The 12971-nt window shown below is 40.5% G+C and carries 12 protein-coding genes, 1 pseudogene and 1 other annotated feature; of the genes and pseudogenes, 9 read left to right on the plus strand and 4 right to left on the minus strand.

Features of this window, described 5'->3' with window-relative positions; all coding sequences use genetic code 11:
- The first annotated feature begins 5 nt into the window (after positions 1 to 5).
- The 4 genes from cobO to PR809_RS07805 all read left to right on the plus strand — a co-directional run bounded on the left by cobO (position 6) and on the right by PR809_RS07805 (position 2026).
- Positions 6 to 596 carry a cob(I)yrinic acid a,c-diamide adenosyltransferase gene (cobO, locus tag PR809_RS07790; protein WP_102138625.1) on the plus strand — a complete coding sequence of 197 codons (591 nt, stop codon included), beginning with the start codon at positions 6 to 8 and terminating at the stop codon, positions 594 to 596.
- A 545-nt stretch (positions 597 to 1141) separates the two neighbouring features.
- Positions 1142 to 1315, plus strand: a complete 174-nt coding sequence (locus PR809_RS07795; RefSeq protein ID WP_206276928.1) for a hypothetical protein — start codon at positions 1142 to 1144, stop codon at positions 1313 to 1315.
- Positions 1312 to 1605: a two-partner secretion domain-containing protein gene (locus PR809_RS07800; protein WP_272524503.1), complete on the plus strand. Its 294-nt coding sequence runs from the start codon at positions 1312 to 1314 to the stop codon at positions 1603 to 1605. Before PR809_RS07795 ends, PR809_RS07800 begins: the two co-directional genes overlap by 4 nt.
- Complete coding sequence (locus tag PR809_RS07805; RefSeq protein ID WP_206276929.1) at positions 1595 to 2026, plus strand: hypothetical protein; 432 nt, start codon at positions 1595 to 1597, stop codon at positions 2024 to 2026. The genes PR809_RS07800 and PR809_RS07805 overlap by 11 nt, the downstream gene beginning before the upstream one ends.
- Positions 2027 to 2086: 60 nt before the next feature.
- Here the strand turns inward: PR809_RS07805 and aphA are convergent, their stop codons facing one another.
- From aphA to rnm, 4 genes are all read right to left on the minus strand, one after another.
- Entirely contained in the window at positions 2087 to 2800 is a 714-nt protein-coding gene (gene aphA, locus PR809_RS07810; RefSeq protein WP_206276930.1) for an acid phosphatase AphA, read from the minus strand.
- Positions 2801 to 3199: 399 nt separating this feature from the next.
- Positions 3200 to 4117 carry a 23S rRNA pseudouridine(2605) synthase RluB gene (rluB, locus tag PR809_RS07815; protein WP_168222841.1) on the minus strand — a complete coding sequence of 306 codons (918 nt, stop codon included), beginning with the start codon at positions 4115 to 4117 and terminating at the stop codon, positions 3200 to 3202.
- Positions 4118 to 4317: 200 nt separating this feature from the next.
- On the minus strand, positions 4318 to 4938 hold the full coding sequence (locus PR809_RS07820) for an L-threonylcarbamoyladenylate synthase (RefSeq protein WP_206276931.1): 621 nt from the start codon (positions 4936 to 4938) through the stop codon (positions 4318 to 4320).
- A gap of 149 nt (positions 4939 to 5087) precedes the next feature.
- Entirely contained in the window at positions 5088 to 5960 is an 873-nt protein-coding gene (gene rnm, locus PR809_RS07825) for an RNase RNM (RefSeq protein ID WP_206276937.1), read from the minus strand.
- A gap of 163 nt (positions 5961 to 6123) precedes the next feature.
- Positions 6124 to 6225 (plus strand) — a sequence feature (Trp leader region).
- 26 nt (positions 6226 to 6251) lie between these two features.
- Between rnm and PR809_RS07830 the strand changes: the two genes are divergently transcribed.
- From PR809_RS07830 to trpA, 5 genes and pseudogenes are all read left to right on the plus strand, one after another.
- Entirely contained in the window at positions 6252 to 7826 is a 1575-nt protein-coding gene (locus tag PR809_RS07830) for an anthranilate synthase component 1 (RefSeq protein ID WP_206276932.1), read from the plus strand.
- Positions 7826 to 9460 (plus strand): annotated as a pseudogene (gene trpD, locus PR809_RS07835) (bifunctional anthranilate synthase glutamate amidotransferase component TrpG/anthranilate phosphoribosyltransferase TrpD). Before PR809_RS07830 ends, trpD begins: the two are co-directional and overlap by 1 nt.
- Before the next feature lies 1 nt (position 9461).
- Positions 9462 to 10838 carry a bifunctional indole-3-glycerol-phosphate synthase TrpC/phosphoribosylanthranilate isomerase TrpF gene (gene trpCF, locus PR809_RS07840; protein WP_206276935.1) on the plus strand — a complete coding sequence of 459 codons (1377 nt, stop codon included), beginning with the start codon at positions 9462 to 9464 and terminating at the stop codon, positions 10836 to 10838.
- A gap of 62 nt (positions 10839 to 10900) precedes the next feature.
- Positions 10901 to 12091, plus strand: coding sequence for a tryptophan synthase subunit beta (gene trpB, locus PR809_RS07845; RefSeq protein ID WP_102138632.1), 1191 nt, complete (start codon positions 10901 to 10903; stop codon positions 12089 to 12091).
- On the plus strand, positions 12091 to 12897 hold the full coding sequence (trpA, locus tag PR809_RS07850; protein ID WP_181489773.1) for a tryptophan synthase subunit alpha: 807 nt from the start codon (positions 12091 to 12093) through the stop codon (positions 12895 to 12897). The genes trpB and trpA overlap by 1 nt, the downstream gene beginning before the upstream one ends.
- The last annotated feature ends 74 nt before the right edge of the window (positions 12898 to 12971 follow it).

The following is a 12971-nucleotide window of genomic DNA, read 5'->3' on the forward strand; positions in this document are numbered from 1 at the left end:
AAACAATGTCTCAAAGCCGACACGAAGAACGCCAACAACGTTTAAAAGAAAAAGTGGATGCCCGAATCGAAGCTGCACAAATTGAACGGGGTATCGTGATTGTCTTTACTGGAAATGGGAAAGGCAAAACAACTGCTGCTTTTGGTACTGTCTGCCGTGCGGTAGGTCATGGTAAAAAAGCGGCCGTTGTTCAGTTTATTAAAGGCGGCTGGGATAATGGTGAACGTGAATTACTAGAGCCTCAAGGGGTTCCCTTCTATGTTATGTCAACCGGGTTCACATGGGAAACTCAAAACAAAGAGACAGACACCCTTGCCTGTATGGAAACATGGCAGTACGCCAAGCAATTGTTAAGCGATCCACAGTACGATTTAGTTATTTTAGATGAGCTAACCTACATGGTGAGTTATCATTACCTCCCATTAGCAGAAGTGATCCAGGCATTGCAAAGCCGTCCTGCCAATCAATCTGTCGTGATCACTGGTAGAGGTTGCCACCGAGACTTAATTGAGTTAGCCGATACAGTAACAGAAATGCGCCCTGTGAAACATGCGTTTGATGTTGGAATTAAAGCTCAAAAAGGGATTGATTGGTAATAATCCGATAATAAAGTGCAATAATACGATGTTTTTTACAGTTATTGCACTTTTAATCTAAAGTTATTTAACTGCTCCATCAATCAATCTATAAAAAATTATTTATTCTTATTCATTTATAACGCCAATTTGGTGTAAGTTTTAAATGAATGAATTTTTCAGATGATTTAAATTACTTTCAATAAATTTAGAAAATAAAATATCACAATTAATTTATAGCAATAAAAACAAAACATAAAAATAATTAATGATATTCATTGTTATTTATCATTTTCATTAAACTGGATACGTATAACCACATCAGTAAAACTCCCTTATTAGACCAAAAGCACCCAAACACAACCATATGATAAAAAAGAAATTATTTTAAAATAACTGATATTCATCCGCTTTTAATCAGCTTTGGTTATTTATCAATTAATAACGATATATTTACCCATGTTAACATTATTAATTTTATTTAGTTTTCTATTTAAGCATAATTAATCTGCAATAATGGATTGTTAGTTATCTTAGATTTTTCTATTTTATTTTAAGGAATATATATGAAAAACGCTTCAAGCTCTCATTTAAATTTCACTAAATTGAAATTTAACCCACTCTTTTTATGCATTTCAATAATCGTTGGAACCTCTACTGTTGCCCAAGCGGCAATTACACCAACTAATGGTGCTGGTATATTAAATCAAGGTAATGGGCCAACTGGCGAGCTAAAGTGATTTTAAACGAAATAAATTCGAATTCGGCAACCACCTTAAATGGCATGATTGAAGTTGCAGGTGGAAAAGCACAAGTTATCGTTGCTAATGCATCGGGTATTACATGTAACAACTGTGGCTTTATCAATACGAACCGTACAACACTGACAACGGGTAAAGTAGAGCTAGCAAATGATGGTTCTATTGCTAACTATAATGTGCAGCAAGGTAAAATTGCCATCAATGGGAGATTAGATACCAATTCTCCGACAGATTTAATTGCACGCTCGGTGGCCATTAATGGCATTTAATACCAAATTTGGGCTAACAGACCAAAATGGCGGCTTACAAACCAATAATGGTATCATTAAAGTTAAAGGTGATACGTTACATAATATCAATGGTTCTATTGTTGCAAATGTAAAAAATAATTCTGCAGTACGCAATGATGTTGATGTTGATATTAATCTCAAAGCAGCACTCAATAATAATTATGGGAAAATTACAGCGCCTAATAACCAAAAGCTTAATATAGGTTCATTAGAAAACTACTCTGGAGAAGTGATAGCCGGTAAAAACCTAACTATTGATTCAAAAAACCGCATTAATAACCAATATGGAACTTTACGTTCTACTAATACCACTAAAGTTACCAGCCCTATCGTCACGAATGGAACAACAGGAAATATTTCAGGTAATCGAGTGATCATTGATTCTGTATTAACTAACTAAAATAGTTCACGCTTAAAAGGGAGGTCATTTGACCTCCTCTTCATTCTACTCATAACAGAACTAATATTCTGAATTAATCACAACCTCTTCACCAAAGCGCCCTGCTTTTGGCAATGGTTGGTAAGATGAGTTTGCTGCGCGTAAAATACGCACACCGCGAATACCTAACTCATGCGCTGCTGCGATATCGGCATCAGCATCACCATAATATATGGTAAGTTTGTGATCACGCATCCAGCTTACTTTATTATTTTGGCCTGGCTCATCACCCGCAAAAATGACAGGTTGCATTTTATCTGCCGGTATTGCTAAACCTTCCTGAACGTATTTAGTTACTGTTTCTGTTTTGGTTTTCGTACGACCAGTAATGAAATAAACAGTGTCACCGCGCTCTAAGTGCATTTTGACTAAATCAATACCCACTTGTTTTGGCATACTGAATTTGTCCCACTCATTATTCATTTTTTCCCAAAATTGCTGATTTTTGAGATAGCTGAAATCGTTAGGTGAGAACTCTAATTTACCACGGTAAAAACCTGGGCTCGAAAATAACACCGTATCATCGATATCAAACCCAACAGCCATCGGAGATTTTCCTTCTAGGCTTTGTTTAATTTGCTCGATGGAAACCCAATGGACAGGCTGTTGTTGAGCAAGTTCAACAACGGTAACGCCAGGGCTTACGGTTTCTGGCATTGGAATTTTTGCTTGAGACGTCGCGGTAAAACTTAATGCCAATGCAATCGCACTCAAAGTCAGTGTTATTTTTTTCATGTTTCGTCCTTATTCAGGTTTATCCACTTAAACCATTCTTTATTTATCTGGATAAACTGGGTAAGTAATAGGTTTATCTGTAATTTTGCCTTTATTATCAGTTAATAAACCAATGTTTGTGAGTCATATCTCACAAGAGAGGTCATACTAAGACTTTTAGTTACATTAAAATGAGACAAATGTCTCATAAATATTATCTATTATTGATAGGTTTCATAATAATGTGAACTAGACCATTAATTTTCTTATTATTAATAAGGTTATGTTCAATTCAATCATTACCCTAAGATAGGTAATTTCTCTCATATAAAAGCTAATATATTTTAATAGACAATAAATTAGACAAAAACACGCTGAGGGGATGGCCCCAGCGTGTTTAATATTCGATATGCAATCAGTCTAGATGCGAGTACGACGTTTCGCTGTTGGTCTTGATGATTGACGTTTTGATGCAGGACGTGATGCGACTTGTGTATGGCGTTTTACCGCACGGCGAATTTGGTTCGCTTTAATACGACGTTGGTCACGCTCAACAGCAACCTTACTTTCCGTTTCTACTGGCAATTCCACCAGCTCACGAAGATAGTTAGTTTGCTCTAAACCAAGCTCCGTCCATCCTCCACGAGGCAAGCCTTTTGGTAAATCGATATCACCATAACGCACACGGATTAAACGGCTGACTTGGACACCAACAGATTCCCAAAGGCGACGGACTTCGCGGTTACGCCCTTCAGTCAAGGTGACGTTAAACCACTGGTTCATTCCTTCTCCGCCACGATAAGAAACCGTTTTAAAAGAAGCTGGACCATCTTCCAGTTGTACACCATTGATTAACTGGCGAATTTTTGCATCATTAATTTCGCCAAATACGCGTACTGCATATTCACGTTCAACTTCACGACTAGGGTGCATTAAACGATTAGCTAACTCACCATCTGTCGTGAATAGCAATAAGCCGCTTGTGTTAACATCTAAACGGCCAACAGCAATCCAGCGTGCTCCCGTTAACCGTGGTAAACGGTTAAAAACGGTTGGGCGCCCTTCAGGATCATGACGTGTGCATAATTCGCCCTCTGGCTTGTAGTAAGCCATTACACGGCAGATTTCCTTTTCAGCTTCTTTGATCGCTAATAAACGGCCATCTAAACGAATTTTTGTTGCGGGTGTGACTTCAACACGGTCTCCTAGTGTAGCAATTTTGCCATCAACACTAATACGACCCGCTTGCAGGAATGTTTCGATTTCTCGACGAGAACCATGCCCAGAACGAGCAAGGATTTTCTGTAATTTTTCAGTTTTTTGCGGTTTTACGCTCATGTAACCCTCTGCTGTCGCCTTCACAGGCGTCAAATACCTTTTTGGCACGTTATTTTTGCCGCACCAAAAAGCAATGAATTTGAAAACCCGCGCATTATACACAGGTTTGTCCTGAACCCCTATTACTTATCTGTATATCGCACTTTCAATACTATTTTATTTAATTCAGTACTGAACCTTAGACTTTACAATAGTGATATTTACTCAAAAGGCGTTGGATCGCCAGTTCCGACTCGTGCTACAACCGGTATATCATCAGTAAAGTCAATCACCGTTGTGGGTTTTTGCCCAATATAGCCACCGTGGATCACTAAATCGACTTGTTTATCAAGTAAATCGCGAATTTCTTCAGGGTCTGATTGCGTGAAATCATCACCGGGCATAATCAAACTCGTTGACATCAACGGTTCACCAACCGCTTCGAGTAAATCTCGCGCAATCGGGTTCGACGGCACACGCAAGCCTATAGTTTTACGTTTTTCATTCATTAAACGCCGCGGAACCTCTTTCGTTGCCCGTAAAATAAAGGTGTAATTACCCGGCGTATTATTTTTAATTAAACGAAAAACGGTATTATCAACATGCGCGTAATTCGATAGCTCAGAGAGATCCCGACACATTAATGTGAAATTATGGTTAGCATCCAGCTGACGGATACGACAGATGCGCTGTAGAGCATCTTTTTCTTCTAAACGACATCCAATGGCGTACCCTGAGTCGGTAGGGTAAACAATCACACCACCTTTATTTAAAATTTCAACACTCTGGCTAATAAGTCTTGCCTGAGGGTTGTCCGGATGGATATAAAAAAACTGGCTCATACATACCTCTAATTTTTGGGTATCGACAGCATCACCCGGCAAAAATACCTATAAATGCTACTATCTCTTAATTCCATGAGATGACCTACTCAGAATAAATCATCACTTATAATAATTATTTTACACCGCATTATTAATACATCAATTGATTAGCTGCTTTTTACTGCATTCCAAAGCGTCCAAACTGCATTATCATCATTAGGTAGCCATAAGTTTCGGCCAAGTTCTATCCAAGAACATGGTCGATGAAAATCTGAACCAACAGATGTATGTAAATTAGCATTGTTGGCTAATTCAGCTAAATATTGCTTTTCATTTGGTGGTTGCTGGCAATGAGAAACTTCCATGGCATCCCCTTCACACTGTTTAAAATGCGCAACCAACCGTTTTAACCATTTATTGGATAGTTGATATTTAGCAGGATGAGCCAATACCGCAACACCGCCTGCCGCATGGATTGCGTCAATGGAGGCTTGAATTGAGCACCACTTCGCAGGGACATATCCTGTTTTCCCTTTTGATAAATAGCGCTTAAACACGTTATTAATCGTTTTTTCTTTACCTATTTGCACTATATATTGTGCAAAATGTGCCCGCGTTACCTGCCCACCACCAGAAATGCGCTGTGCGTTCTCCCACGCATCATCAATGCCTGCTTTTTGTAATCGCCTGCCCATCTCAATACCGCGTTCGAAACGACGCTCAGATTGCTCTTCTAACAATTCAACCATAGCAGGGTGTGACGGAGAAAAATTTAACCCCACAATATGTATTTCAATATTTTCCCAAAGTGTCGAAATTTCAACACCATTGACTAGCTCAATTGGCCTTTCGTTTTCAGTAAGATAGCGGCGAGCCTCAAGTACCCCCTCACAAGTGTCGTGATCGGTAATTGCTAAAATATTAACCCCTTTTTCTATCGCACGTTCGATTAACGCGGCAGGAGTGAGTTCACCATCCGAGGCAGTCGTATGGCTATGCAAATCATAGCGAGTCACTAATGGCGTCGAGGCTGTCGACATATTGATATCTTCTCCAATTTCCATGAAAAACTATTTTTCCTAATAAATTAACAAAGCCCTTGACACAAACAATGCGATCTAGTTAACTAGTACGCAAGACAACCAAGACCAAAAATAATCAGTTTATCCAGTGAGGCATACAATGACTTTATTTAACTTATCAAATCGTTGGTGGCGTGACTTCCCAAATTGGGCGGAAGCCGCACGCGCATAGTTATTGTATGTTTCAGTGCCAAACCCGCCCTTCCTCGGCGGGTTTTTTAATGTCAAAAATTAATGTAAGGCAACAAAATGAACGAACAAAGCACCACATTAGCACATTTTACGTATCTGGATAGCCCAATTAATTATCAGCCTGATCCAACATTATTATTTAATCATCTGTGTCATCAAGTTCCATCAACAATGCTGTTGGAATCCGCTGAAATTAATAATAAAGCTAACTTACAAAGCTTGCTTGTTGTCAACAGCGCACTACGTATTCGTGCTTTTGGTCAAAAAGTTGAAATCGAAGCGTTAACGCCAAATGGCCAGGCTTTATTACCCAAACTATTAGCGCAATTAACAGATTTAATCGCACATCATAACCTGCAAGAAAATAGTTTAACGGTGACGTTCAGCCTGCCTGCACAAGATTTAGACGAAGACAGCCGTCTAAAGGCGGCATCTTGTTTGGACGTTTTACGTGCGCTACCCGCTCTCGCGCAAACTTATTCGACAAAGCCTGAAAATCTGTTTGTTGGTGGGTTATTTGCTTATGATTTAGTCGCAAGTTTTGAAGATTTACCCAACGTTAATACCGTTAATCACTGCCCTGACTATTGTTTTTTTGTTGCTGAGCATTATTTAGTGATTGACCATCAAAATCAGGCTGCTCGGCTAAAAAGCAGCTTATTTAGCCAAAATGAGCAAGATGTCGAAACTGTTAAGCAGCGTCACGCACAAATTATTGCTTCGTGTCGGCCATTCTTACCTGCGCTTCCTTTAGCAACTGCGCCCGATTTTGCCGTATCGATAAACAAAAATGACCAAGAATATGGGGATGTTGTTACTTCATTAAAAGAAGCCATATACCGTGGTGATATTTTTCAGGTTGTGCCTTCACGTAAATTTACGATGCCGTGCTCGCATCCGTTGATTGCATACCAAAAGCTCAAAGCACAAAACCCAAGCCCTTATATGTTCTACATGCAAGATGACGCATTCACACTTTTTGGCGCTTCGCCTGAAAGCGCACTCAAATATGCGACAGAAAATCGCAAGGTCGAAATTTACCCAATCGCTGGAACTCGCCCTCGAGGCCGTAACGCACAAGGTGAATTAGACCTTGATTTAGATAGCCGAATTGAGCTTTCCATGCGTTCAGATGAAAAAGAGCTTGCTGAACACATTATGTTAGTTGACCTAGCGCGCAACGATTTAGCACGTATCTGTGAAGCGGGTAGCCGCTATGTTGCCAACCTAACTAAAGTTGATCGCTACTCTTTCGTAATGCATTTAGTTTCTCATGTCGTGGGAACATTACGCCAAGATTTAGATGTTTTTCATGCATATCAAGCCTGTATGAATATGGGAACTTTAACGGGGGCACCAAAGGTAAAAGCAATGCAGCTGATTGCGCAATATGAACAAGAGCGCCGCGGATCATACGGCGGAGCCGTAGGATATTTTCAAGGAAATGGTGATTTTGATACCTGCATCGTTATTCGCTCCGCGTACGTAGAAAATGGCATTGCCACTGTACAAGCGGGAGGAGGCGTCGTTCTAGACTCCGCCCCTCAAGCCGAAGCCGATGAGACCCGAAATAAAGCACGTGCTGTGATCCGCGCAATTGCCCAAGCACACCAAGTTAAGGAGTTATTCTAATGGCGAATATTTTACTGCTCGATAACGTTGACTCCTTTACTTATAACCTAGTAGACCAACTGCGTGCAGGTGGCCATAACGTGGTTATTTACCGCAACACCGTCAATGTAGAACATATTTTATCTGTATTAGAACAAATGGTTTCACCAATTTTAGTCTTATCGCCTGGTCCAGGAAAACCTAGCGAAGCAGGTTCAATGCCAGAAGTTTTAATGCGAGTAAAAGGCAAAATTCCTGTTATCGGTATTTGTTTAGGCCACCAAGCTATCGTAGAAGCCTATGGTGGGACCGTCTCTGCCGCAGGTGAAATTTTGCATGGTAAGTCATCAATAGCCACACATGATGGTTTAGCCATGTTTAATCATCTTGAAAACCCAATATCAGTGGCTCGTTACCACTCTCTTGTTGGTAGCCAAATTCCTGAAAGCTTGACCATTTGTGCCCAGTCAAATGGCATGGTCATGGCTGTACGTAATGATAGCGATAGAGTTTGTGGATTCCAGTTTCATCCTGAATCCATTTTAACAACGCAAGGCAAACAGTTGTTAGAAAATACCGTGGCATGGGCTCTTTCTACTCCCAATGCAATCGAATCCTCTCATTCGCACTAACGGAATACTAAAGAGCCAATTATGCAAAATATTTATGATAAATTATTTAAAGCGCAACCGCTGACTCAACAAGAAAGCCAGTTCTTGTTTAATGCCATCATTCAAGGTGAATTGACAGAGCCTCAGTTAGCTGCTGTATTAATCAGCATGAAAATGCGTGGTGAACAACCACAAGAAATTGCTGGAGCCGCTCTGGCTTGTTTAGAAAATGCACAACCCTTTCCTCGTCCTGACTACTCATTCAGTGATATTGTTGGCACGGGTGGAGATGGTGCAAATAGTATCAATATTTCAACAGCGAGCGCATTCGTTGCTGCTGAATGTGGTATTAAAGTTGCCAAACACGGTAATCGTAGTGTTTCGAGCCGTTCAGGATCTTCAGATTTACTTGCGGCTTTTGGTATCGCTCTAGATCTCAGTGCACAAAGTGCTCGTGACGCATTAGATGATCTTGGAGTTTGCTTTTTATTTGCACCGCAATATCACAGTGGGTTTCGCCATGCTGCACCTGTACGCACTCAGTTGAAAACCCGAACGTTATTCAATGTATTGGGCCCATTAATTAACCCTGCTCGTCCGCCAATTGCGCTTATCGGTGTTTACCAAGCGTCATTGGTAAAACCGGTGTCTGAAACATTACAGATGCTTGGTTTCACCCGTGCAGCTGTGGTACACAGTGGAGGAATGGATGAGGTTTCATTACATGCAGTCACTCAAGTCTCTGAACTAAAAGATGGTAAAGTACAACATTACCAATTAACTGCAGATGATTTTGGGTTAAAACCGTATCAATTACGTGACTTAGAAGGTGGTACACCAGATGAAAACCGCGTATTGCTTAGTCATTTACTTCAAGGCCATGGGCAAGCCGCTCACGAAGCGGCTGTAGCGGCCAATGTTGCCATGTTGATGCGTATTAATGGCCATGAAGACTTAAAACAGAACAGCGAACACGCACTCGCAATTATTCGTAGCGGTAAAGCATTTGATCGCGTTACAGCACTCGCGGCAAGGAAACAATAAAATGAAAGCGACAGTCTTACAAAAAATTGTTGATGATAAAGTTGACTATTTAATCGAACGCAAAGGCAAACAACCGTTAGAGAGCTTTATTGCTGATATTCAGCCTAGTCAGCGTAGTTTCTATCACGCACTAAGCGCAAAACGCCCTGTTTTTATTTTAGAGTGCAAAAAAGCCTCTCCTTCAAAAGGGTTGATTCGTGCTGACTTCGACCCTGCAATGATAGCTAAAACTTATGCGCCCTACGCATCTGCGATTTCTGTTCTTACTGATGAAAAATATTTTCAAGGGAAAATGGATTACTTAACGATTGTCAGTAATACCGTAAAGCAACCTGTGTTATGCAAAGATTTTATCATTGACCCATACCAAATCTACCTTGCACGTTACTACCAAGCGGATGCTATCTTACTGATGTTATCTGTCTTAAATGATGATGAATATATAGCATTAGCTGAAGTTGCTCATCAACTTAGTATGGGAATATTAACGGAAGTCAGTAATGAGGAAGAATTAGAGAGAGCTATTCGGTTAAAAGCTAAGGTTGTTGGCATCAATAACCGCGATTTACGTGATCTTTCTATTGATTTAAATCGAACTCGTAAACTCGCCCCCCGCTTAGCGGAGGGTACCATTGTGATCAGTGAGTCAGGTATTCATCAGCATCAACATATTCAGTCGCTAAGACAATTTGCGAATGGTTTTTTAATTGGTAGTGCATTAATGGAGCAAGCTGACCTAGATAAAGCCATTCGAAGCTTGTTAGTAGGAGAACATAAAGTCTGTGGTTTAACCCGCGAACAAGACGCAAAAGCCGCATTTGAAGCAGGAGCACACTACGGCGGGTTGATTTTTGCTGAAACCTCCCCCCGCAAAGTGACGTTGTCACAGGCGCAAAATATCATCCATGCCGCACCGTTAAAATATGTCGGTGTTTTTCGCAATCAATCTGCCGATTTTGTTGCCCATATCGCCAAACAGCTTGCTTTATCTGCTGTGCAATTACATGGTGAAGAAGATGCTTCTTATATCAATACGTTAAGAACATTTCTACCAAACTACTGTGAAGTTTGGAAAGCACTCGATATGTCACGAACGACTTTAAATGACTACGACACACAAGGTATTGATGTGTTACTGCTGGATAATGGCTCCGGTGGAACTGGCAAAACCTTCGATTGGTCAGCAGCCCCCTCGTCCACAACACAGAAATTAATGATAGCGGGCGGGCTTACCCCTGATAATTGCCTAGACGCGGCAAAGTTACTGTGCAACGGATTAGACTTTAATTCAGGGGTTGAAATTGAACCTGGCATAAAAAGCGAACAAAAAATAAATTTGGTGTTGTCAGCGTTGTTAGCCGAATCAACGGCTCACTAATACACAACGAAAGATAAAACTCCAACACCAATTAATGTAACTGATAAAATGGACAATCGATAATGAGCAAATTAGATCCGTATTTTGGCGAGTTTGGTGGACAATATGTCCCAGAAATTCTTATTCCCGCATTAAACCAATTAGAAGATGCGTTTATCGACGCACAAAATGATGCTGAATTTATTCGTGAGTTTCACGACTTGCTAAAAAACTATGCAGGTCGCCCGACTGCACTCACGTTGTGCCAAAATTTAACGGCAGGTACAAAAACAAAACTCTATTTAAAACGTGAAGATTTATTACATGGCGGCGCCCATAAGACAAACCAAGTATTAGGCCAAGCACTACTGGCTAAGCGAATGGGGAAAAGCGAAATTATTGCAGAAACTGGCGCTGGGCAACATGGGGTTGCAACAGCGCTTGCTTGTGCATTATTGAACATGAAATGCCGTATCTATATGGGCGCAAAAGATGTTGAACGCCAATCTCCCAACGTATTTCGTATGAAATTGATGGGCGCTGAAGTCATTCCTGTTCACAGTGGCTCAGCAACCTTGAAAGATGCCTGTAATGAAGCATTGAGGGACTGGTCTGGCAGCTATGATAAAGCACACTATTTATTAGGGACAGCGGCGGGTCCTCACCCATATCCAACAATTGTACGTGAATTCCAACGCATGATTGGTGACGAAGCAAAACAACAGATTCTCGAAAAAGAAGGCCGTTTACCCGATGCGGTAGTTGCATGCATCGGTGGCGGTTCAAACGCAATAGGCTTATTTGCCTCTTTTATTCCAGAAGAAAATGTGAAATTAATTGGTGTTGAACCTGCAGGATTAGGGATTGAATCAGGGCAACATGGCGCTCCATTAAAACATGGTCGTGTAGGGATTTATTTTGGTATGAAATCACCGATGATGCAAACCAGTGAGGGTCAAATTGAAGAGTCGTATTCCATCTCTGCAGGATTAGATTTTCCTTCCGTTGGGCCTCAGCATGCCCATTTAAACAGTATTGGTCGCGCAGAATATGTTTCCATAACCGATGATGAAGCCTTAAATGCGTTTAAATTATTATCACGTAAGGAAGGGATTATTCCTGCGCTAGAATCATCTCATGCTCTCGCTTATGCATTAAAAATGGCGGAGAAAGAACCGAATAAAGAACAGTTATTAATCGTCAATTTGTCTGGCCGTGGTGATAAAGATATTTTTACAGTACATGATATTTTAGCCAGCAAAGGAGAAATCTAATGGAACGCTACACCCAACTTTTTGAACGTTTAGCTCAGAACCACCAAGGCGCATTTGTTCCATTTGTCACTTTAGGTGACCCGGATGCTGAATTATCATTAAAAATTGTCGATGCCTTGATTGCTGGTGGTGCTGATGCATTAGAGATTGGTATTCCTTTTTCCGATCCACTGGCAGATGGCCCAACTATCCAAAATGCGAATTTACGCGCATTTAAAAGTGAAATCACCCCGACAATTTGTTTCGAATTACTCAGCCGCATTAGAGAAAAACACCCTACTATTCCTATCGGGTTATTAGTATATGCAAATCTAGTATTTACCAATGGCATCGAAAATTTTTATATTCGCTGCGAAAAAGCAGGCGTTGACTCGGTATTAGTTGCAGATGTTCCTATGTCTGAATCACAGCCATTTCGTGAAGCTGCACGAGCTCACAACATTGCGCCTATTTTTATTTGCCCACCAAATGCTAGTGATGAGCTACTTCAACAAATTGGAAAATATAGCCAAGGTTATACATATTTAGTATCACGTGCAGGTGTGACCGGCACAGAAAAACGTGCTGAAACGCCATTGGCCCATTTATTGAGTGAATTAAACCAATATAGCGCAGCTCCCGCCCTACAAGGCTTTGGAATATCAGAGCCTGAACAGGTAAAAGAGGCGATTAAAAATGGTGCAGCTGGTGCAATATCAGGTTCTGCGGTAGTTAAAATTATTGAAAATAATCTTAGTCGCCCTGACATCATGCTTAATTTATTAACTGAGTTTGTTGTAAAAATGAAAGCAGCAACACAAAAATAGATAAAGAATAAATAGTAATCAAGCCATATTTAAAATTAATGGCTTGATTGCTTCAAAACATTTTTATAAAGAGA

It is taken from the genome of Providencia sp. PROV201 (assembly GCF_028479545.1).
Classification (GTDB): domain Bacteria; phylum Pseudomonadota; class Gammaproteobacteria; order Enterobacterales; family Enterobacteriaceae; genus Providencia; species Providencia huaxiensis.